The 22,200-nt window shown below is 33.9% G+C and carries 17 protein-coding genes; 7 read left to right on the top strand and 10 right to left on the bottom strand.

The genetic code is table 11. The features are described 5' to 3' along the window. Positions 1-39 precede the first annotated feature (39 nt). Positions 40-783, top strand: a complete 744-nt coding sequence (locus EG814_RS07795; protein ID WP_125720612.1) for a Dph6-related ATP pyrophosphatase — start codon at positions 40-42, stop codon at positions 781-783. A 62-nt stretch (positions 784-845) separates the two neighbouring features. Here the strand turns inward: EG814_RS07795 and EG814_RS07790 are convergent, their stop codons facing one another. The 4 genes from EG814_RS07790 to EG814_RS07775 all read right to left on the bottom strand — a co-directional run bounded on the left by EG814_RS07790 (position 846) and on the right by EG814_RS07775 (position 4,146). Beyond that, positions 846-1,238: a DUF4348 domain-containing protein gene (locus EG814_RS07790; RefSeq protein ID WP_125720610.1), complete on the bottom strand. Its 393-nt coding sequence runs from the start codon at positions 1,236-1,238 to the stop codon at positions 846-848. Further along, positions 1,238-1,777 (bottom strand): DUF1697 domain-containing protein, encoded by a 540-nt coding sequence (locus EG814_RS07785; RefSeq protein WP_125720608.1) that lies wholly within the window; start codon positions 1,775-1,777, stop codon positions 1,238-1,240. Before EG814_RS07785 ends, EG814_RS07790 begins: the two co-directional genes overlap by 1 nt. Positions 1,778-1,810: 33 nt before the next feature. After that, positions 1,811-3,577, bottom strand: a complete 1,767-nt coding sequence (locus EG814_RS07780; RefSeq protein ID WP_235830929.1) for a hypothetical protein — start codon at positions 3,575-3,577, stop codon at positions 1,811-1,813. Positions 3,578-3,720: 143 nt separating this feature from the next. Then, complete coding sequence (locus EG814_RS07775; RefSeq protein WP_125720606.1) at positions 3,721-4,146, bottom strand: hypothetical protein; 426 nt, start codon at positions 4,144-4,146, stop codon at positions 3,721-3,723. Between the two features lie 318 nt (positions 4,147-4,464). Here EG814_RS07775 and recG point away from each other — a divergent pair, with 318 nt between their 5' ends. Then, a complete protein-coding gene (gene recG, locus EG814_RS07770) occupies positions 4,465-6,573 on the top strand; it encodes an ATP-dependent DNA helicase RecG (protein ID WP_125720604.1) in 2,109 nt (702 codons plus the stop codon). Positions 6,574-6,831: 258 nt separating this feature from the next. Here the strand turns inward: recG and EG814_RS07765 are convergent, their stop codons facing one another. The 4 genes from EG814_RS07765 to EG814_RS07750 all read right to left on the bottom strand — a co-directional run bounded on the left by EG814_RS07765 (position 6,832) and on the right by EG814_RS07750 (position 9,412). Next, on the bottom strand, positions 6,832-7,437 hold the full coding sequence (locus tag EG814_RS07765; RefSeq protein ID WP_125720602.1) for a PAS domain-containing protein: 606 nt from the start codon (positions 7,435-7,437) through the stop codon (positions 6,832-6,834). 64 nt (positions 7,438-7,501) lie between these two features. After that, positions 7,502-7,846, bottom strand: coding sequence for a hypothetical protein (locus EG814_RS07760; protein WP_125720600.1), 345 nt, complete (start codon positions 7,844-7,846; stop codon positions 7,502-7,504). Positions 7,847-7,928: 82 nt separating this feature from the next. Next, the gene (locus tag EG814_RS07755; protein WP_125720598.1) at positions 7,929-8,783 is read right to left on the bottom strand and encodes a hypothetical protein; all 855 of its coding nucleotides are present in this window, start codon (positions 8,781-8,783) and stop codon (positions 7,929-7,931) included. Between the two features lie 29 nt (positions 8,784-8,812). Next, positions 8,813-9,412: a TlpA family protein disulfide reductase gene (locus tag EG814_RS07750; protein ID WP_125720596.1), complete on the bottom strand. Its 600-nt coding sequence runs from the start codon at positions 9,410-9,412 to the stop codon at positions 8,813-8,815. A gap of 464 nt (positions 9,413-9,876) precedes the next feature. On the opposite strand from EG814_RS07750, the gene EG814_RS07745 reads away from it, so the two are divergent. The 5 genes from EG814_RS07745 (at position 9,877) to pheT (ending at position 18,936) form a co-directional block, all read left to right on the top strand. Then, on the top strand, positions 9,877-10,935 hold the full coding sequence (locus tag EG814_RS07745; RefSeq protein WP_125720594.1) for an efflux RND transporter periplasmic adaptor subunit: 1,059 nt from the start codon (positions 9,877-9,879) through the stop codon (positions 10,933-10,935). A 108-nt stretch (positions 10,936-11,043) separates the two neighbouring features. Next, positions 11,044-14,142, top strand: a complete 3,099-nt coding sequence (locus tag EG814_RS07740; protein WP_125720592.1) for an efflux RND transporter permease subunit — start codon at positions 11,044-11,046, stop codon at positions 14,140-14,142. A 37-nt stretch (positions 14,143-14,179) separates the two neighbouring features. After that, on the top strand, positions 14,180-15,490 hold the full coding sequence (locus tag EG814_RS07735) for a TolC family protein (protein ID WP_125720590.1): 1,311 nt from the start codon (positions 14,180-14,182) through the stop codon (positions 15,488-15,490). A gap of 26 nt (positions 15,491-15,516) precedes the next feature. Continuing rightward, complete coding sequence (locus EG814_RS07730) at positions 15,517-16,380, top strand: bestrophin family protein (protein WP_125720588.1); 864 nt, start codon at positions 15,517-15,519, stop codon at positions 16,378-16,380. Positions 16,381-16,515: 135 nt separating this feature from the next. Beyond that, positions 16,516-18,936, top strand: a complete 2,421-nt coding sequence (gene pheT, locus EG814_RS07725; protein WP_125720586.1) for a phenylalanine--tRNA ligase subunit beta — start codon at positions 16,516-16,518, stop codon at positions 18,934-18,936. Between the two features lie 290 nt (positions 18,937-19,226). Here pheT and EG814_RS07720 read toward each other — a convergent pair whose 3' ends face one another. Together EG814_RS07720 and EG814_RS07715 are read right to left on the bottom strand one after the other, a co-directional pair. Next, complete coding sequence (locus EG814_RS07720) at positions 19,227-20,051, bottom strand: N-acetylmuramidase domain-containing protein (protein ID WP_125720584.1); 825 nt, start codon at positions 20,049-20,051, stop codon at positions 19,227-19,229. Next, on the bottom strand, positions 20,051-22,198 hold the full coding sequence (locus EG814_RS07715; protein ID WP_125720582.1) for a hypothetical protein: 2,148 nt from the start codon (positions 22,196-22,198) through the stop codon (positions 20,051-20,053). The genes EG814_RS07720 and EG814_RS07715 overlap by 1 nt, the downstream gene beginning before the upstream one ends. Between the last annotated feature and the right edge of the window lie 2 nt (positions 22,199-22,200).

Genomic DNA, 22,200 nt, shown 5'->3' with positions numbered 1-22,200 from the left:
AATGAAATTTGTATGTTTACAATATAAAACTGCCAAATCGTGACTGAACCTCAAAAAGCCTTATTTAACTGGAGCAGCGGAAAAGATTCTGCTCTTGCTTTATACAAAACGCTTCAAAATTCTGATTTTAAGATCGAATGTTTACTGACAAGCGTTAACCAACAATATCAGCGCATTTCGATGCACGGAATTCGCGTTGAATTACTACAGGAACAAGCCGAAAGCATCGGAATTCCGTTAAAAATTATCGAAGTTCCCGAAATGCCGACTATGGAAGTTTACGAAAAAGTAATGACCGAAACTTTGATTGAACTAAAACAAAACGGAATAACACATTCTATTTTTGGAGATATTTTTCTAGAAGATTTACGACAATATCGCGAAAATCAACTGGCAAAAATTGGTTTTACAGGTGTTTTTCCGATTTGGAAAATTCCGACTTACGATTTAATTCAAGAGTTTATTTCGCTGGGATTCAAAACGATTGTGGTTTGCGTCAACGAAAAATATTTGGATAAAAGTTTTGTAGGAAGAATAATCGATCAAGATTTTATAAATGATTTGCCTAATAATGTAGATGTGTGTGGTGAAAACGGCGAATTCCATACGTTTACTTTTGACGGTCCAATTTTTTCTAAACCAATTGATTTTGAAATTGGCGAAATTGTGTATCGAAAATATGAAAAGCCAGAAAGACAAGATTCATCAGATACAGCCTGCGATAACAATGACGAAACTGCATTTGATTTCGGATTTTGGTATTGTGATTTAATTAAAAAATGAAAAAGCTGAAAAAGAAAATAAATCTCCTTTTCCAGCTATGCAAAAATGGCTTCGAGATTAAATTACATGGATTGATCAAGCCAAGTTTTAAGGAACCATTTATTATCTTTTAGTTCGAAAATATAATCTGCGTAAATGCCTGTATCAATTCCGCGTTGTTCAATAACGGCTTTGTTTGGTTTTAGGATAACTTTTTGTCTAAACTCCATTCCTTTGTCATCCAATTTTAGAATTCTATAATTCTTTTCAGTCATTGTAACCTCAATATCTTCCAAATTATCGTCAATTGTTTTTATTTTAAAAGGAAATTTTACACGGCTCAATTGAAAGTTTTTATCTTCATTGAATTTCTTAAGAAAGGTGGTAAAATTTTCGCTGTTCGATTTGGCTTTTTGCTGTGCTGTTCCTAATTGGCAAAAAACAGCAATAAATAGAATTGTAATTAATTTTTTCATTATTCGTTATACATTTTAAGCAAGTTCGTAACGGTATTCCAGTTTCGAATTGTTGCGGTTACATTTAATTTTTTCTCTATATAATTTTGATCAAAACGGGTTTTACCAGCGCCAACTGCATATTTTATAAAAATTCTGTTTTCGTCAATACTTGCTTCGTCTGGCTTAAACTGGCTAATTTTTAAATCGTTTATATTTTCTTTTTTTAAAGTCGTTGAAACAAAAGCAACGTATAGCATTTTGGTATCAATATCTTTCTCTTTAAAAAACGGATTATTGGCAAAACAAGATTCTAAATTTTCTTTGGTAATCATGACAACAGGAACTTCATGGCCGAAAACTTTAAAAATTTCCTGTTTGATCATAAAACCAACTTTCGAAGCTTCTTCTTCACTATCTACAAATACATTTCCAGATTGCAGATACGTTCGAATATTCTGAAAACCAAGTTTTTCCAACATTGCTTTCAAAGCCTCCATTTTCATCATATTATGCCCAGAAACATTGATGCCTCGTAAAAGTGCTAAATGTGTTTTCATTTTTGTTCTAATTTAAATTCAAAGATAAAAAAACTATTCATCATCGTCTTCTTCGCTGATTTCAATATCAAACTTCACTAAGAAATCATTGAACTTTTGCTTGTACTTTATTTGCGCTTGTTCTACAATTTCGTCCGCTTCTTCGTTTTCTTCTATCGCATCAAGATTGAACTGTTCTTTAACCCATTTCTGAAATTCTTCTTTGTTTTCGCTTTCTTCATAATATTCTTCGTCTTTATAGAAATAAGCTTTATCAAAATCAACAGAGATTTCAGTATCCAAAGTTAAAAGCTGCATCAGTTTTTGAGTGTTCTCTGCTACAACGTGAACTCCGCCTTCGTCGCCGAAAACCACAATCGGGCAATTATTCAAATCTTTATCAATAAGCCAATACGCATACGAACTTCCTGAACCGTTTGCGCCTGCAAATTCGATAAAACTGTTATAGAATTCTTCTTCTTCAGACCATGTTTTTATGCCCGTTTTATCCTCTGTTATTGTAAGTCCGAAACATTCAGAATAGCTTTCTACGCCATATTCTTGTTCGAATTCATATAACTTAACTAAATCTTGAGGAAGTTTGTAATCCCCAAATTGAACGGCAAATTCTTCTAATGAAAAACTGCTGTTGTAATCTGCATATTCAGTTTCATCTTCATCATTTTCAACAACTTCAGCCGTTAGCATTTCAAACGTTTTTATTGCCGCCTGTTTTACGCAGAAAAACTCAATTCCTTGTGCATTTTCGTCATTCATCCATTGGTATTTCGGATCTCCGTCTTCATTAAGATATTCCAAAATAAGCATAATTTCTTGATCATCGTGACACCATAAAGCACGCATTCTTATACCAAAACCGTTGGCAATTTCTTCAGAAATCTGGCTGTATTTCTTGCCTTCATAATCAAAAGGAATGAATAAATAAGTGGTGCCAGAAATATGTCTAACAATATTGCCGTTCTCTTTTAGTTCCTCATTTTCAGACAAAACTTCGACCATATTGATAAACTGATTACGGAAATCAGCATACATATATTTCTCTTTTTTATCGTAATCTAAAATGGAAAGTCCGTCTTTAAAAACATCGAGATAATTATTGCCCAATACTTCATTGCCATAAGCGGAAATTTCGACAAATGCATTGTCTACAATATCAGATAATTGATGTGTTGAAGGCAAATAATTTTCAACCGTAATGACAGATCCGTCTGTATCTTGAACATTGCTGCAAATTAAAATATCTGGCCTTCCAGCACTAATAATAGCCTGAACGTCTGTAAAACGTTCAAAATGAAACGCCATATCATCGCTGTAAACTAGCCAAGCTTTAAGATCTCCTTTTACAAAAAGTTCTCCGTGATTGTATTCTCCAGCTAACGTATCACATTGCAGACCTCCGCCCAAATAATGAACGCTTCCGAATAAATTGATATTGACTGTGGTTGTTTTTCCTAAGACAATTAAAGCGGGAGAATTGTCTGTGTCGTAAGAACTGATCCATTTTGCAACTGTCAGGTTTCCTTTAAAAATAAATCCTAAAATGAAAATATCAGGATGTTCTTCTGTACTGAAATCCATTTCAAAAAAATCCATTTCGACATCGTGTTCTGCTAACAAAAATATCGGATTTTCTTCGTAATCAGGAAAACGCCAAGTGTCTTCAAAAACATTGTAGATTTTATTATTGCCGAAATCAGTTAGATCTCCAATAATAGTGTGGGCTTCGTGTCGGTTGATTACTTTAAATGTAATGCCCGAAAACACCATTGTTTCAAATGGAACTTTTTCTTCTTTAATCATAATTTTGTCCCGACGTTTCGGGATATAATTTAAATGCTTTAACAAATCTAAACAATTATCTTTTTTATTAAAATTTTACTGACTCTAAAAATAAAAACTCCGTTAGTTACCAACGGAGTTTTATAAATTTTACTTATAAAGTTTTAATTTGCTTTCTCAAATACAAAAGCTGCATCGCATGCACGAGCATCATCTACCAAATATCTCGACTTGTCTAGAGTAAAACTTTCAATCAAACTACCAGAACAGTTTGAAATAAATGAGTTTTCCTTTTTTTCTTTATAAGTTAATACAAAACGAGTTACATTTTCTTTGGTTGTAATCTCAAAAGTTCCTGTAAGCGTTACATTGATATTCTCATAAACTCTCATTTTCGAAAATGTATTATCTTTATTAAATACATAAGAATACTGATTTGATGAGGCATCGTTTGCATTCTTAGGCTCATTATGCTGCACCCATTTTCCGTAATAGTCAGTAACTACAGCATCTGCGTTAGTATCAGAATCATCGTTTGAGCAAGAAACTAAAGAAACAAACATTACAATTAAAAGTCCAATTTTTTTCATTTTTATAGTTTTTGATGGTTAACTATTATTAAGATTTTACTTTCTTAAAATGGTTGCGTCGTAATTTTCAAATTAATGATAAGTTAACATTCAGTTACTTGAAAACTATAATTCATTTTCAAATTTCCCAATTAAAATCTATCTTCGCTTTTCTAAAGAAATAAGAGAATAGAATAAATAAAATAGAGCTAAACTTTGTCTTTATTCTTTCATCTTGGCTCTAAAAAGAATAAAATTCCAATTAAATAAATTCCAAATTCAAATCCGACGCTTCGGAACCAAATCTAAAATCAGCAATCTAAAATCTAAAATAATTTAATGTCTAATAATCTTCTTGAAACTCCAATCGAATACTTAAAAGGTGTTGGTCCGAGCCGTGGCCAGCTGCTTCGCAAGGAATTGGGCATTCATAAATACGGAGATTTAGTTAATCTTTTTCCGAATCGATATATTGACAGAACGCGTTATTATAAGATTAACGAATTGCAGAATACGGGGTCTGAAGTTCAGATTATTGGAAAAATAATCAACATCAAAACGGTTGAATTTGCTAAAAACAAAAAACGTCTTGTGGCAAGTTTTGTTGATGATACAGGCCAAATTGATTTAAACTGGTTTCAAGGACACAAATGGATCCGCGAAAGTTTAAAACTAAATGAACCTTTGGTCATTTTTGGAAAATGTTCTCTTTACGGAAGCCAATTCAGTATGGCGCACCCTGAAATTGAATTGTTGACCGAACACGAAAGAAGTTTGCGTTCGGCTATGCAGCCAGTTTATCCCTCAACAGAAGCTTTGGCTAATAAAGGGATTTCGAACCGTACCATTAACAAAATGATGGAACAGCTTTTTCTGGAGACGCAAGCGCTTTTTACAGAAACTTTTCCTCCTTTTTTAATTGAAGAGCTAAAACTAATACCGAAACGCGCGGCATTATTCAATATCCATTTTCCGAAAAGTGCCGAGATTTTAGCGAAAGCGCAATTCAGATTGAAATTTGAAGAATTGTTCTTTATTCAGCTGCAATTAATCACCAAGAATCTCATTCGAAAACATAAAATAAAAGGCCATCCATTTGACAAAGTAGGCGAACTTTTTAATGAATTTTATAAAAATCATCTTCCTTTTGATTTAACAAATGCTCAAAAAAGAGTAATTAAAGAAATCAGGTCAGATATGGGAAGCAACGCCCAAATGAATCGTTTGCTGCAAGGTGACGTAGGTTCTGGAAAGACCATTGTGGCTTTTATGAGTATGCTTCTAGCTATTGATAATGGTTTTCAGGCTTGTTTGATGGCTCCTACCGAAATTTTAGCTAATCAGCATTTTCTTGGTTTATCTGAATTTGCTAAGACATTAAACATCAATATCCGAATTTTAACGGGTTCTACTAAAACTTCTGAAAGGAAAATTATTCACGAAGAACTGGAAAGTGGCGAACTTAAAATTTTAATTGGAACTCACGCTTTATTAGAAGATAAAGTGCAGTTTCAGAATCTGGGTTTGGCTGTAATTGACGAACAGCATCGTTTCGGTGTGGAGCAACGATCAAAATTGTGGAAGAAAAATGATATTCCGCCACACGTTTTGGTTATGACCGCCACTCCTATTCCGAGAACATTGGCGATGAGTTTATATGGAGATTTGGACATTTCTGTTATTGACGAATTGCCTCCGGGAAGAAAACCAATTCAAACCGTGCATCGTTATGATTCGAATCGTTTAAAAGTCTGGAAATTTCTTCGTGACGAAATTGCAAAAGGCAGACAGATTTATATCGTGTATCCGTTGATTCAGGAATCTGAAAAAATGGATTATAAAGATTTGATGGATGGTTACGAAAGTATTTCCAGAGATTTCCCGCTTCCTCAATATTCTATTTCTATTCTGCACGGAAAAATGAAACCCGCAGATAAAGATTCTGAAATGAAGCGTTTCTCTGAAGGGAAAACCAATATTATGGTGGCGACAACCGTAATCGAAGTTGGGGTAAATGTGCCAAACGCGAGTGTAATGATTATTGAAAGTGCTGAAAGATTTGGGCTTTCGCAATTGCATCAGCTCCGCGGACGTGTGGGGCGTGGCGCCGAACAGAGTTATTGCATTTTAATGACAGGACACAAATTAAGTTCTGACAGCAAAACCAGAATGGAAACTATGGTGCAAACCAACGATGGTTTTGAAATTGCCGAAGTAGACTTAAAACTTCGCGGTCCTGGTGATTTAATGGGAACACAGCAAAGCGGTGTTTTGAATCTTCAAATTGCTGATATTGTAAAAGATCGTGAAATTCTTTCTCTAGCTCGAAATTATGCCATGAAAATTCTAAAAGAAGATTCTGCCCTGCAAAAACCTGAAAATGCGATACTGAGAATGATTTTCATCGAAATGACTAAGAAGAAGAATATTTGGAATTATATTAGTTAAGGTGCTAAGCTACTAAGTTTCTGAGGTACTAAGGTTCTGAGCTTCTAAGCTTCTTAGTATCTTTATAAAACATAAAAAGCTCAAAGGTTTAAAAATTAAATCTGTGAGCTTAAAACCTTAGCAACTTAGAACCTTAGTAGCTTAGAAACTTCAAAAAAAACTCCATTGCGTTCTAATGATATTCTGGTGATTAGATTTGTTGGGGGTCAAATTAAAAAGGGGGAATATTTTTATTAGACACAATGAAGTATTAGTTAGTTATTTCTTTTTAGGATCGTTTTTCTTTTCAAAAAGACCGCCAAACAAACCTTTATTTACTTTGTTTTTATCGTCTTTTCCTGTTGCGATTAAGTAATCGATATATTCCATATACGTTTTCTTTCTTTCTTCTAAAAAACCAACCAAATATTCTTCAGAAGCGTGCATACCGCTGGTTTCTTCAATTTGCAAAAGCTTTTTATACAAAGGCTCAATAAACTTTACAATAATATCGTTTGGAACCGATTTTCTAGTGCCAAAAAAACCTACAATCTCACCATCACCATCAGCGATAATTTTAAAATCGGTTACAACCCAGTAATAGCGTCCAGTTTTGGCCATGTTTTTTATAATAACATGAATGTTTTCGCTAGATTTAATACTGTCCCATAAGAATTTAAAAATAACCTTTGGCATATCTGGATGGCGAATGATATTGTGAGGCTGGCCCACAAGTTCAAATTCATCATAACCAGAAACATCTATAAAGTCCTCGTTGGCATATAATATGGTTCCTTTTTTATCGGTTTTACTCAGCAGCACTTTATTCTTATTCCAGTCTACTTCTCTGTCAGAAGGTGTTGGACGGTGTAATCTGGTATCCATAAATTTTACATTTAAATTAATTTACAATTCAATTAAGTACATAAAATGAATCCTTAAACTATTTTTAATTTGACTCGATTTCTAAAACTAGCAGAATATTTCTGATTTTACGAAAAACTGCTTCCAATTCCTCCTCCAGCCATTCGGGAATCTGGTTGTTAACAGCAATATTGAGATGGCGAATGTCATTCATAATCTGAACTAGTTTTTTGTATTGAAAATCAAGATCGTAAACATTAGCATTATTTCGATAGCCTTTGAAAATTTCTCTCAATTCTATTTCAAATTCAGATTGAGCGCCAATTTTTTCAATTGAATTTAATGTTATAGTTTCGTTCAAAAAGTCATCGATAATTTTTTTTAGATTATGCAGCGTAGGCACTGCAGTTGGCAAATCATACTTAAACATATTGGGGTCTTAAAAAATTAATATTGGTTTTTATTTGAGCATATTTATTCCAATTGGAATTTGGGATTTAGAATTTGGAATTTTAATTCCTATTTGTTGTCGATTTGACATGAATATCATTCACTAAATCATCAATTTTCTTAGCACTTTCTCTCATCATATCAAGATAAGTCAGCAATTTATCATTGTCTGTATGCCCTTTCGAAACATCAATTAGTTTTAGAACTGAATTTACTGGCAGTTTTAAATCTAAAGTTGTTCTGTGAATAAAATCGTTGTAATCTTTTGTAGCCGACATTGAACTGTATTTTGCCGAAGCCAATTTCATATTTTCCAATTCATATTCGTCTGAAATTTTTGAAATATGATTTTCACTATGCTCTTTAAAATAAAAGGCCCAATAGCCATTCATAAAAAATACTACAGCAGCCAAAACCGTATGAATGATCAAGGTTTCTAAGTCAAAATTTACCTGCGAAAAATAAACTTGAAGTCCGTTGGCATCATTATAAATATAGTTTTGCAGATAAGCCAGACCAGCGTGATGAAGCACAACCAATAAAGTAAGCGGAATTTGAAGTTTCCAGTTTTGATAAATAATCAAAATTGTACTGGCAATAAATACCGTAAAGTGCATTTCGAACATACCATGCATCTGGTAAATGTACTGCGCCATAAAAATTGCCAGAACGACAGACAAGACATATTGATAAAATTTGGAATTTTTCATGAAGAATTTAGCCGAATAATAGGCCAAAAGATTCAGCGTTCCTACACCAACGCCAATTTCGAAAGTATCGTATTTAAAAGAGAGTCCGATACCGAGAAGAAAATATACTGCAAGTACATAATTAATAATAGTATCCGATTTTTGTGTCATAGTAGACATAAAACTGTGCAGATAATCTTGTTCGTTTAAGCTAGCTTTTGTTTTCATAGGTTTTAGATTTAGGTTTTTGGTAAAAATTATTTGGTACATTTTGGTAATGAGCAACCGTAAGCTTTTAGAGCCAAAGCATTAAATGACGGATTGTTTTTTCTGCTCAGCAGAGAATCAATCGCCATTTGCGCATAATTGCTTTCTGCATCTGTACAATATCTGGTTTTATTGTAATTGCCCCTATAATACAAAGTATGCGACTGATCTAGCAAAACTGCCTGAGGAGTTGAGAATACACCGCATTTTTTAGCCATTGCTTCATCAAAATAAACGGGTATTTTGGCATCGAACTTTTGCTGAACTTCATCTATTGTAAAATTTTTCTCTTTGTTTAACACAACAATCTTAAAATTGATCTGATCTCCGTATTTTTTTATTAGATCGCTTACATGTGGTACATTGAACCGCGAACAGGGACATTCGGGGTTAAAAAAATGAATAAAAATAGGTTTGTTGTCAAATGCGCAGCACGCGCCGAGTTCGATCGTCGATCCCATAGCAATGGCTTTGTAATTCTTTGGCACTGGAGTCGGAAGACTGTACTGAAACTCATTCTGCCAAAATAAATAGCCAATTGCGGCAAGTAAAAATGTGAACCATAAACTGAGAAGTAATTTTTTCTTCATAAATTATTTTTTATTATTCAACCGACAAAAAAGAATAAACAATTGTTAACACGACTCTCTTTAATATTTTATAAAAAACCAAAAAAATAACCTCTTCTTACATATTTTAACACTAAAACTATTCAAATAAATAGTATTAGAAAAAAATCGCAACATTTTGTTTAACATATCAATGTTACAAATAAAATCGATAAACTGCAAAAAAAATCAGACGAAATGCAAAAAAATTCTTGCATCCTAGGAAAAATCTGCTCTTAGACAACAGTTTTTCTAATCTGTTTAACAATTTTATTCAAAAAAAATTAACCTTTCATTAAACCTTTTTGCCTGCTTATAGTCTAAATGCAAACCTTTGTACATACAAATGTTAAATAAAAGCTAACATCTTTCGATTTCACATCAAAAAGTTAAATTTGTAAGCTTACTAAAAGCAGAAACCTAAAATCTATATTCACTTCAATTTTATGAAAGTAAAACACCTCATTTACACCCTTTTAATTGTTACAATTGGAGGCTTTATTACCTATAGAATTATTTCTAATAAAGGTAAAAACGAAGACTCTAAAAAATTCAATGACAAAAAAGCTCCAACAACTGTTAATGGAGTTGTAATAAAAACTGCCACTTTTGACAATAATTTAGCATTATCAGGATCTATTGAAGCAAATGAGCAAATAGAAATTCATAGTGAGGTTTCGGGAATTGTTGAGGGAATATTTTTTAATGAGGGAAGCAACGTAACCAAAGGACAAGTACTTCTTAAAGTAAATGATATTGAACTAAAAGCGCAATTAAGACAAGCGATCACCAAAGAAGGATTAGCTGCCGAAAATGAAAGAAGAGCCAAACTCCTTTTAGAGAAAGAAGCTATTAGCCAAGAAGAAGCAGATATTTCCAAAGCCGATCTTGCTTCTGCACAAGCTCAAACGCAATTAATACGAGCGCAAATCTCAAAAACTTCGGTAAGAGCGCCTTTTTCTGGTAAAGTCGGTTTACGCTCTATTTCTCCAGGAACTTATATTACGCCAGCTGTTTTAGTAGCTAAATTAGTTAATACCAGTAAATTGAAAATCACCTTTTCGATCCCAGAAAAATACGCTGCAGAAGTAAAATCGGGTTCAGTAATCGATTTCAAAGTTTCTGGATCAGACAAAACATACAATGCAAAAATCTATGCAATAGAACCAGAAGTTGCCGTTGCAACGCGTACACTTCAAATTCGCGCTCTTGCAGATAATAACGACGGAAAACTTTTTCCTGGAACTTTCGCAGATATCAAATTGCCTTTAAATATTATTAAAGATGCGATTGTAGTTCCTTCTCAAGCTATTGTACCCATTCAAGACGGTAAAAAGGTATTTATAGCCAATAAAGGTCAGGCAAAAGAAGTAATGGTTGATGCTACGACAAGAACAGATTCTTCAATTTTAATTTTAGCCGGATTAAAACCAGGAGATACTTTAATTACAAGTGGGGTAATGTCTTTAAAAGACGAAACGCCAATTAAAGTTCAAGTAAAATAATACCAAAAGTCTTAAAGTTAAAAGTCGTAAGACTGAATATAGATAAAAGATGACATCAAGATTTAGCAATAAATCTGAAATCTGGAAATCTAAAATCTAAAATCTAAAATGAGTTTATCAACTACAAGTATAAAAAGACCTGTTTTAACTATAGTACTGAATCTATTAATTATTCTATTCGGTTTTATTGGTTATACTTTTTTGGGGGTTAGGGAGTTTCCTTCTATTGACCCTGCGCAGGTATCTATTCGTACCAACTATACGGGAGCCAATGCTGATATAATTGAATCGCAGATTACAGAACCTCTTGAAAAAGCGGTTAACGCGATTGACGGAATTAGAAACATTACATCTTCAAGTAACCAAGGAAGCAGTAACATTACCATAGAATTTAATCTAGACAAAGATTTAGAAGAAGCGGCAAACGACGTTCGTGACAAAGTTTCGCAAGCTATTCGAAATCTTCCTCAAGACATTGATGCTCCGCCAGTTGTATCAAAAGCAGATGCTGACAGTGATGCGATTATTTCGATGACGGTTCAAAGTGATTCTCGAAGTTCTTTAGAATTAAGTGATTATGCAGAAAATGTTATTTCGCAACGTTTAGAAACCATTCCGGGCGTGAGTGGCGTACAGATTTGGGGACAAAAACGTTATGCCATGCGTTTATGGATCGATCCTGTAAAACTAACTGCCTACGGCTGTACGGTTGCTGATGTTCGTACAGCGTTAAACGCACAAAATGTCGAATTGCCATCAGGAAAACTGACAGGTAACAACACCGAACTTACCGTAAAAACAATCGGAAATCTTTCTAAAGCAGAAGAATTCAATAATATTATTATTCGTACTGATGGAGATAAAATTGTTCGTTTAAGCGATGTTGGAGGCGCAGAATTAGGTCCAGAAAATATTGAAACAAAATTAAGCCAGTCTGGATTGCCAATGATTGGTTTAGCAATTGTGCCAATGCCTGGAGCCAATTATCTAGATATTTCGGCTGAATTTTATAAAAAATACGAAGCCTTAAAAAAGGATCTTCCAAAAGATATTAAATTAAATATAGCACTTGACAATACCATTTTCGTAAAAAAATCGGTACTAGAAGTTGCTGAAACCTTAGGGATTTCGGTAATCTTGGTAATCATTATTATCTATTTATTCTTTAGAGACTGGGCGATTGCTTTCAGACCTTTAATTGATATTCCAGTTTCCTTAATTGCTACATTTTTCATTATGTGGCTATTCGGATTCTCCATCAACGTATTAACTTTATTAGCTATCGTACTGGCAACAGGACTTGTGGTAGATGACGGTATTGTGGTTACAGAAAATATCTTCAAAAAAGTAGAAGAAGGAATGTCGCCAATTGAAGCTGCGATTAAAGGTTCTAATGAAATTTTTTATGCCGTAATTTCGATTTCGGTAACCTTGGCCGCAGTATTCTTGCCCGTAATTTTCTTAGAAGGTTTTGTTGGACGGTTATTTAGAGAATTTGGTGTTGTAATTGGTGCCGCGGTATTAATTTCGGCATTCGTTTCGCTGACTTTAACGCCAATGCTGAACGCTTATTTAATGAAAGGCGGAGAACAGAAAAAATCTAAATTCTACATTAAAACAGAACCCTTTTTTGAAAAAATGAACAGCAGTTATGCTGAAGCACTTTCAAAATTTATGGATAGAAAATGGATCAGCTTCCCTATTCTTATTGCTTGTTTTGGATTGATTTATTTATTCTTTACCATTCTTCCAAAAGAAACAGCTCCTTACGATGACAGAAGCTCTGTAACCATGCGTATGACAACTCCTGAAGGTTCTTCATACGAGTACACAGACCGTTTTATGCAGGAAATCTCAAAACTGGTAGACGATTCTATTCCAGAAAAAAAGGTGAGTTTAGTTATTACAGCGCCTGGTTTTGGAGCATCGGCAACAAATACCGGTTTCATCAGACTTTCATTAAAAGAACCTCACGAAAGAGAAGCTTCTCAAAAAGATATTGCTGACAAATTAACCAAATGGACAAAACAATATCCTGATGCTAAAACCTCTGTAATACAGCAGCCAACAATTGCCGTTAACAGACGTGGAGGTTTACCGATACAATACATTATTCAGGCTCCAAACTTTGATAAATTGAGAGAAAAAATTCCTTTGTTCATGAATGAAGTCGGTAAAAGCGATGTGTTTTCTACAACAGATGTGAACCTGAAATTTAACAAACCAGAAATCAACGTTACTATTGACCGCGAAAAAGCAGAAAGTTTAGGAATTTCGATCATCGATATTGCACAAACTTTACAGCTTTCTTTAAGCGGACAACGCTTTGGATATTTCATTAAAAACGGAAAACAATATCAGGTTATTGGGCAATTTGACCAGAAAGACAGATCGAAACCTTTAGATTTGACTTCTATGTTTGTAAAAAACAGAAATGGCGAATTGATTCAGATGGATAACGTTGTGAAGGTTTACGAACAAAGTAATCCGCCGCAATTATTTCATAATAACCGTTATATGTCGGCAACCGTTTCTGCTGGTTTGGCACCTGGAAAAAGCATCAGCGATGGTATTCAGGAAATGGATAGAATTAAAGCAAAAGTTTTAGATGAAAGTTTTACAACCGATTTAGCTGGAGAATCTCGAGATTTCGTAGAAAGTAGCTCAAATACATCTTTCGCTTTCGGGTTGGCTTTGTTGCTTATTTTCTTGATCTTAGCTGCGCAGTTTGAAAGCTTTATCGATCCGTTTATTATCATTTTAACAGTTCCAATGGCGGTTGCAGGAGCTTTATTCTCATTATGGCTATTCAACCAGACTTGGAATATTTTCAGTCAGATTGGTACGGTAATGTTAATTGGTCTGGTAACCAAAAACGGTATTTTAATTGTAGAATTTGCCAATCAATTGCGAGAACAGGGCAAACCAAAACTAGAAGCTATTTTAGAAGCTTCAGAAGCACGTTTACGTCCAATTTTAATGACGAGTTTAGCCATTGCATTAGGAGCGCTTCCAATTGCAATGTCGCTTGGAGCTGCGTCTACGAGTAGAATTGGTATGGGGGTTGTTATTGTGGGCGGAACTATTTTCTCATTGGCCTTAACGCTTTTTGTAATTCCTGCCATTTATTTAATGTGGTCTAAAGCAAGAAAACATTATCCTGAGTTTGACCATATTGACGAATACGAAAGAGAAAGCATTAAATAAAGACCAATAAATATACTTTTGGTTAAAGAAAAAGAATATGAATATCAAAAAAATATACTGTACTCTCCTTATCCTGTTCTTTTGCATGGTTCAGACTAATGCACAGGAAGTTCTTACCATTGAACAGGCTATGACTATAGCGCTGGAGAATAATTTTGAAATTAAAATTGCTAAAAATAATTCCAAAATAACCGAAACAAATGTAACTATCGGAAATGCAGGAATGCTGCCAACAGCCACTGCAAATGTTGTCGACAATAACAGCATCATGAATTCGTCTCAAACACGTCAGGACGGAACGAGTACATCGCTGGATAATGCTAAAAATAACAGTTTAAGCTATGGTGTAAGTTTAGGATGGACTGTTTTTGACGGAATGAAAATGTTTGCTAGACTGGATCAGCTGAAAGAACTTCAGAAACTAGGTGACGCAGAACTTAAAAGAACCATTTTGCTTAAAATTGCTCAAGTAAATTCGGCTTATTATGACTTAGTACAGATGCAGCAGCAATTGTCTGCATTAGATACTACAATTGTAATTTCGAATCAGCGACTAACTTTAGCCAAAAATCGTTTCAGTATCGGAAAAGCTTCAAAATTAGAAGTCTTAAACGCACAAGTGGATTTAAATTCAGATCAAGTTGCATTATTAAGACAAAAAGAAGCTTACGCTAATGGCAAAATCTTACTGAATCAGCATTTAGCACGCGACCCAAAAATTGATTTTAAGGTTATCGATGAGGTGGTTGTGGATAATAAATTGATTTTTGCAGATTTAATGGATTTGGCGCAAAAGCAAAATCCAGCTTTAGAAGCCCAAATTATAAATAAACGCATAGCCGAATTACAGCTCAAACAAGTAAAAGCAGACCGATACCCCATATTACGACTTACAACAGGTTATAATTTTAATGAAAGCCAGTCGAGTTTAGGTTTTACCAGCGAGACATCTTCTAGAGGTTTAAATTACGGTTTTAATGCTTCGATGAATATATTTGATGGTTTTAATCAGCATCGAAATGAAAAAGTGGCGAAACTACAGATTGAAAATTCACAGCTTGCTATAGAACAGCAAAATACAATTTTGAACACACAGTTAAGTACTGCCTTTCAAACGTATTTGACCAATTTAGAATTAATTGATCTGGAAGAAAATAATGAAGCTATTGCAAAACAAAATTTAGATATTACGCTGGATAAATTTAAAATCGGAACCATAACAACACTCGATTTTAGAACTGCTCAGCTCAATTATGTCAACGCTAAAGTACGTTACAGCAACGCGCAATACGAAGCAAAATTATCTGAAATTGCACTAAAAGAATTGGCTGGAAATATCAATTTTTAAGTAAATTTGTTTCAAAACATATTTAAATGATTTCGTACAATACCAAAGACTGGTTTACTTTTATCTTTCATTTTCATAAATCTGATACCGTTCGAAAACTGTTTCCGATTATGATTGCCATTGGAATTTATTCTGCCGCCGTTGGTTACCTTGAAGTCGAATACTTTAAAGTTACTAAAAGCGATTACATTCACAGTATACCGATTATGCACGGAATGCTTGGTTTTGTGATATCGCTTTTACTTGTTTTTAGAACCAATACAGCTTATGATCGTTGGTGGGAAGGCCGAAAACTCTGGGGCGGACTTGTAAATAACAGCCGTAATCTGGCTATAAAACTTTCAGCAATTCTAAAAGATGAAAATGACAGAAAGTTTTTTAGAAAATACATTCCTATGTATGCAGATATACTCAGTCAGCATTTGAAAGATGAAGATACTGGCAAAATGCTGTTTGAAGATGTTGAACTCGAAATTGATCAGCATAAACACAAACCAAATCAATTAAAAAGAATCATGTATCATAAAATCAATGATTTGTATGATGCGAAAAAAATATCTGGAGAACAGCTCATTACGTTAAATGATGAATTAGTTGCTTTTACAGACATTTGCGGTGCGTGCGAGCGTATTAAGAACACTCCTATTCCCTACTCTTACAGCGCTTTTATAAAGAAATTTATCTTCTTTTACACCATGACGCTTCCGTTCGGATATTCTGTTAGTTTAGGTTATCTCGTTGCACCTGTTGTTGTTTTTATATTTTATGTTTTGGCAAGTTTGGAACTTATTGCCGAAGAAATTGAAGATCCGTTCGGAAATGACGAAAACGATCTTCCTACCAAAAAAATATCCGAAAACATCAAAAAACATATCGAAGAATTGATCTAAATTCTAAAAAGATTCAAAATAAGCATACCCTCGATTTGAATTAAAATAAACAACTAGAAAAAAGCACTTATTTTTTTCTTACTGCAAACCGCAATCCTTATATTTGTAACCTTATTCAAGAATTAAATAGCTACAATGAAAATATCTTACAACTGGTTAAAACAATTTATTAAAACAGATTGGACATCTGAGCAGACTTCTGAATTACTAACAGATTTAGGTTTAGAAGTAGAAGTTGTCGAAAAATACGAATCAATCAAAGGAGGTTTGGCAGGCGTTGTTGTTGGACATGTTCTAACTTGTGAAAAACACCCTGATGCTGATAGATTGAAAGTTACTACAGTTGATGTTGGTTTAGAAGCTCCTGTTCAAATTGTGTGCGGTGCTGCAAACGTCGCTACGGGACAAAAAGTACCAGTTGCCACAATCGGAACGGTTTTATACGATAAAGAAGGTGCAGAATTTACCATTAAAAAAGGAAAAATCCGCGGACAGGAAAGCCACGGAATGATCTGTGCTGAAGATGAATTAGGTTTAGGAACAAGCCATGACGGAATTATGGTTTTGGCAGAAGATTTGGTTCCAGGAACTCCTGCATCTGAAGTTTTCCAAATTGCAAATGACGAAGTTTTTGAAATCGGATTGACACCAAACCGTGCCGATGCAATGAGTCATTTTGGAACTGCTCGTGATTTAAGAGCGGGAATGCTACAGCGCGGTGTAAACGTAGAGTTGATTACGCCTTCTGTAAGCAATTTTAGAGTTGACATGCGTACGCTTAAAATTGACGTAAATGTTGAAGACACTCATTTGGCTCCAAGATATTGCGGGGTAACTATTTCTGGAATTTCGGTTCACGAATCTCCAAACTGGCTGCAAGATCGTTTAAAAGCAATCGGATTGACTCCAAAAAATAATATTGTAGACGTTACCAATTATGTTCTTCACGAATTAGGACAGCCTCTACACGCTTTTGATGCTGCGAAAATCAACGGAAAAGTGATTGTAAAAACAGTTGAAGAAGGAACTAAATTTGTTACTCTTGATGATGTGGAAAGAACGCTTCATAAAGAGGATTTAATGATTTGCGACGAAAAAGGTCCGCTTTGTATTGCTGGAGTTTTTGGAGGAAAAAAATCTGGAGTTTCTGAAGGAACTACTTCTATTTTCTTAGAAAGTGCTTATTTTGATCCAGTTAGCATTCGTAAAACAGCTAAAAGACATCAATTAAGTACCGATGCATCTTTTAGATTTGAAAGAGGAATTGACCCAACAATTACAGAATATGCTTTAAAACGCGCTGCCCTTTTAATTCAGGAAGTTGCGGGCGGAAAAGTTACTTCTGATGTTGTGGAAGTTTATCCTAAAAAAGTAGAAGATTTTTCTGTTTTATTGAATTTCAGCCATGTTTATAAAATTATCGGACAGGAAATTCCAAAAGATACTATTAAAAAGATTTTAGTTTCTTTAGATATTAAAGTAAATAGTGTTTCTGATACTGGTTTAGGTTTGACCATTCCTGCGTACCGCGTTGACGTTCAGCGTGAAATTGACGTAATCGAAGAAATCTTGAGAGTTTACGGTTATAACAACATCAATTTCTCTAAGAAATTTAATGCTACTGTTGCCAATTCGCCAAGAACAGAAGATTACAAAGTGCAGAATGTAATTGCATCTCAATTGAATTCGCAAGGATTCCACGAAATGATGGCCAATTCGCTGACAACTGCGGCTTACGCTAAATTATCTACTTCGTTAAAAGAAGAGCATAACGTTTCGATGTTGAATCCGTTGAGCAGTGATTTAGCAACACTTCGCCAGTCTTTATTATTTTCTGGTTTAGAAGCAGTTTCATACAATATCAACAGAAAAAATGCTGATTTGAAATTATTCGAATTCGGAAAAACCTATCACAAATATTTAAACGGATACGAAGAGCACAAACATCTTTCTTTATTGGTTTCTGGAAATAGAAACAAAGAAAGCTGGACAAGCCCACAAAAAAATACAGATTTCTTTTTATTAAAAGGATATGTAAAAGCGATTTTATCTCGTTTAGGAATTGAAAAAATATCGAATGCGCCAGTTCAGTCAGATATTTATTCTGAAGGAACTGCGATTACGTACAACAATGATATTTTGGTTGAAATGGGAGTAATTAAAAAACCTATTTTAAAGCATTTTGGTATCAAACAAGACGTTTATTACGCTGATTTTAACTGGGATTTGATTTTAAAAATCATTACTGGAAAAATCAAATATACTGAAATTCCTAAATACCCAGAAGTTCGTAGAGATTTGGCTTTATTAATTGACGAAAAAACGACTTACGAAAGTATTTTCAACCTGGCAAAACAGACAGAGAAGGCGCTTTTAAAAGACGTTAATCTATTTGATGTTTATCAAGGAAATAAATTGCCAGAAGGCAAAAAATCATACGCCTTGAGTTTTACTATTCAAGATAATACTAAAACTTTAACCGACACTCAGATCGATAAAATCATGTCTAAATTACAGCAGACTTTCGAAACTGAACTTGGAGCAACGTTGAGATAAGTTTTTTTTGTTTCAAGTTTCATGTTTAATGTTTCAAGTTTTAAAAACTTTGTGTTTATTTTTTTAGCGCAAAGGATGCTAAGATTTTTACGCTACGTGTTGTTTGTAAACTTATAAGTTCGCAAAGCTTTATCTAGAAAGCTTTGCGAACTTTTTTTTCTCAATAAAAACTACAAAAAAACTTTGCGCCTTTGCTCCCGAAGCTTCGGGATTACGCGATTAAAAATTATTTTACAAAAAGCTTTGCGAACTTTGCGTGAATTTTAGCGTTCTTAGCGGTTAAAAACAAACTATCTAGCATACTTAGCATAAGCACGCGCCAACTTCTCATCATATTTATTGGTTTTGTAAGCTGGACCATTATATTTTAAAGCGAAAGTAGCCCAGTTTTTATTTCTCAGAAGTCCGATTAAATTGTTCTTTTCCAGAAACATTCCGAAAGCTTTGAGATGCTCGCCTTCATTCTGATTCATTTTTTCTACATACTCGTCAATGCTTTTATAGCCAATAGAAATCGCATTGAAACCCATAATTTGAAAAAGCCCCCAAGAAGCCGAACTATTTGCCGCATCTACTATTTTTTTGTCCTGACCCAGATTACGTGCTTTTTCTAAGCGCGTATATTCCGCTGTTCCACCAACGTAATGTTTTTTAGTATAATTTTCGAACAAAACATCTTGCGTATTTGCATTCGTGTAAGCATTTGGATTGATATTTCTTTTCTCTAATTCACGCCAGAAAATATGCCCTTCAAACAAAATCTTCGGACGGCCATCAATTAAAAAGCCTTTTCCGTTGCTTTCTACCTCGTTAACCGCTTTTACAACTGCAAGTTCCAAATTAAACTGATTCGAAAAATCAATTAAATCCTGCTCTGATAATAATTTGCTGTTTGCAGAAAATCCGTTTTTACTTTTTTCTAAAAGTGCCGACCAAGTTTTAAGTCCCACTACTCCATCAACCACCAGATTGTTCTTTAACTGAAAATCTTTGATTGCTTTGTCTGTTTCAATTCCGAAATAATCGGAAACTACTACACGATAATTTAATTTGGACAAAAGCTCGTTTAAATAATAAACTTCAGGAGACTTTGTGCCTGCTTTTATGGTTCTCATTATTTTTTATTTATGGTGATAATTGATGCTTTAGAGAAATCAAAAACATCATTTTTAGAGCCTGTTAGATTATCATTTTTGTCAAAATAATTGACTTTGTATGAAATCCAAGTATTATTGTTCGCTGTATTTTTTATAATAAAGTTGAACAATATAGGGGTCGAAAATTCCGATTTTAAACGTTCGATAGCAAATTTACTTCCTGTTTCCTGAACGGTTAACTCCAAAGTAATTCTGCTGGTTGACGCTGCCTGGCTTTTAATCTGAACTTGAATATACCGATTGTAAGCTGTTGATTGTGAAACAACCTGACTAAATTCAGAAGTGATGCTTTCGATGTTTTCAAAATCAAAAAATACATTTTTAATTTCACCTAAAGCAGTTGGATTGAGTGCCGAAAAATCTAAAAACTTTATATCGTTGCTGATCAATTGCGGATAGTTTTTGAAGAAAACACTATTCAAATAAGTTGCATTCTGATTGTAAACCAGTAAAATTGAATTGAGCTTGCAATTTGAAATGGACTGATTATTAATTTGGATTTTCTTTGCTGCATTATCAATCAAAGTATCAACAATTTCTCCGATAGTCTGTTCTAGGTTTAACTCTACAACACTGGTATCTTTTATTTCTTTATACTTAAAATTGATATTTGCATATTGCGAAATGGTATTATTGAGAGCATTAATCAAAATGCTAGCTTCAGAAAGGTTTTCGGTTGAGATTTTAAATATAAAATGTTTGCCATCTGTAGTAATTTGAGCCTTCTGAAGAAAATAATTTCCATTTACTTCATATTCAGCTCCCAAATCATTAGGAAACAAAAATTGCACTTTATCAAAATAATCTGCTGGATCGCCGTCGATAAAATTGTTTTGCAATAAGGCTATTTTCAATTTAGCCAAATCAAAACTAGAAAGATTTGGGCCAATGACAAACTCAAAAGTTATCTGCGAAATTTCTTCAGATGTTCCCGTATCTTCTTCGTGCGCATGAAAAATAGTGGTTACACAAGGTTTCATTGTATTTAAATCCTTTGAAAGACTATACGTTTTAGAAATCAGCAAGAAAGTATTGGGCTGAACCATTGACTTATAAATCGATAGTTTGCTGAAATTATACCCTGAAACGAATATCTGCTTGAACTCTGAAAAATCTTCATTCAAATTAAAAGGATTATTAGCAAACGGTCCATCGTCGTTTTGATAAAGCCTTGGATCCATATCAGGCAATCGCGGATAATTTATGGTTTTATTGATTTTAAGCAAAAAAGTGCTTTTTACATATTCTTCCTGAACATCGGCTTGTATATTATTGTCTTTTCTAATTTCTGAAATAGCTATTTTTGGCGCTACTGTTCCTGCCATTGTCGTTTTTACCATCAGCGGACTATTTATAAGCGTTGCTTTTGGCTGTAAAGTGGTTTTGGCGGTAAGATCTTTTTTTGTTGTAATCTGGCTTCTTAAAATCGCCACATCTCTTGCAAATAAAAAATTACGCTTTACTTTAGAATAGCCTTTAAAATCAAAAAACAAATCGACATTGCACATCAAATCGCTTATTTTTGAAACTAGATTGGAATAGGCAATTTTTACGGCTTCGTCAATTAAATCAAACTGAATTTCTTGAGTAGCAGCATTTATAATTCCGTTTACTTTAACGATGTCATTTTTTACTTTTAAGTTCAAAATTGCTTCTCTAAGATTTAAAACAATATTCTTCTGATTGACTTGCAATGGTTTGTTTTTAATGCTGTACTTTAAAGTGACTCTTCCCATCAATCCGTCATCATTTGCAGATTTTCCTGGCACTTCTTCATAATAAAACAGCATTCCATTATTAGGTTCTACTTCGACTTGAGGAAAAAATAAGATGATTTCATTTTTAAAATAATCCTTAAAGGAATCATTCTCTGTAATGGCTTTATCTCCTTCAATTAGAGGGAAATAATTTTCGATAATCGGAAAAATTAAAATGGGCTTAATCTCTATAGAATGAATAATTGGATGTTCGATTACCTTAAACTCCGTTTCTTTTACCGCTGCTCTTGCAGTAAATACGGTGCTCGGTTTGGCAGGCTCGAGATTGAATCTATTTACAGGAACCAATTTGGTTCCGTCGAGCTTAAATGTATTTAAATCTGGCATAA

Origin of the sequence: Flavobacterium ustbae (assembly GCF_003946915.1) — a bacterium.
GTDB classification, from domain to species: domain Bacteria; phylum Bacteroidota; class Bacteroidia; order Flavobacteriales; family Flavobacteriaceae; genus Flavobacterium; species Flavobacterium ustbae.
Note: the sequence above shows the minus strand (reverse complement) of the source record. Positions and strands in the feature narration are given on the sequence as shown.

What these genes read in the sequence shown, in the direction of transcription:
- EG814_RS07790 (WP_125720610.1), bottom strand. Translation starts at nt 1,238, where the DNA reads ATGAAAAAATTAATTACAATTCTATTTATTGCTGTTTTTTGCCAATTA.
- recG (WP_125720604.1), top strand. Translation starts at nt 4,465, where the DNA reads ATGTCTAATAATCTTCTTGAAACTCCAATCGAATACTTAAAAGGTGTT.
- EG814_RS07765 (WP_125720602.1), bottom strand. Translation starts at nt 7,437, where the DNA reads ATGGATACCAGATTACACCGTCCAACACCTTCTGACAGAGAAGTAGAC.
- EG814_RS07730 (WP_125720588.1), top strand. Translation starts at nt 15,517, where the DNA reads ATGATTTCGTACAATACCAAAGACTGGTTTACTTTTATCTTTCATTTT.
- EG814_RS07715 (WP_125720582.1), bottom strand. Translation starts at nt 22,198, where the DNA reads ATGCCAGATTTAAATACATTTAAGCTCGACGGAACCAAATTGGTTCCT.
- EG814_RS07760 (WP_125720600.1), bottom strand. Translation starts at nt 7,846, where the DNA reads ATGTTTAAGTATGATTTGCCAACTGCAGTGCCTACGCTGCATAATCTA.
- pheT (WP_125720586.1), top strand. Translation starts at nt 16,516, where the DNA reads ATGAAAATATCTTACAACTGGTTAAAACAATTTATTAAAACAGATTGG.
- EG814_RS07740 (WP_125720592.1), top strand. Translation starts at nt 11,044, where the DNA reads ATGAGTTTATCAACTACAAGTATAAAAAGACCTGTTTTAACTATAGTA.
- EG814_RS07745 (WP_125720594.1), top strand. Translation starts at nt 9,877, where the DNA reads ATGAAAGTAAAACACCTCATTTACACCCTTTTAATTGTTACAATTGGA.
- EG814_RS07780 (WP_235830929.1), bottom strand. Translation starts at nt 3,577, where the DNA reads ATGATTAAAGAAGAAAAAGTTCCATTTGAAACAATGGTGTTTTCGGGC.
- EG814_RS07750 (WP_125720596.1), bottom strand. Translation starts at nt 9,412, where the DNA reads ATGAAGAAAAAATTACTTCTCAGTTTATGGTTCACATTTTTACTTGCC.
- EG814_RS07735 (WP_125720590.1), top strand. Translation starts at nt 14,180, where the DNA reads ATGAATATCAAAAAAATATACTGTACTCTCCTTATCCTGTTCTTTTGC.
- EG814_RS07785 (WP_125720608.1), bottom strand. Translation starts at nt 1,777, where the DNA reads ATGAAAACACATTTAGCACTTTTACGAGGCATCAATGTTTCTGGGCAT.
- EG814_RS07775 (WP_125720606.1), bottom strand. Translation starts at nt 4,146, where the DNA reads ATGAAAAAAATTGGACTTTTAATTGTAATGTTTGTTTCTTTAGTTTCT.
- EG814_RS07720 (WP_125720584.1), bottom strand. Translation starts at nt 20,051, where the DNA reads ATGAGAACCATAAAAGCAGGCACAAAGTCTCCTGAAGTTTATTATTTA.
- EG814_RS07755 (WP_125720598.1), bottom strand. Translation starts at nt 8,783, where the DNA reads ATGAAAACAAAAGCTAGCTTAAACGAACAAGATTATCTGCACAGTTTT.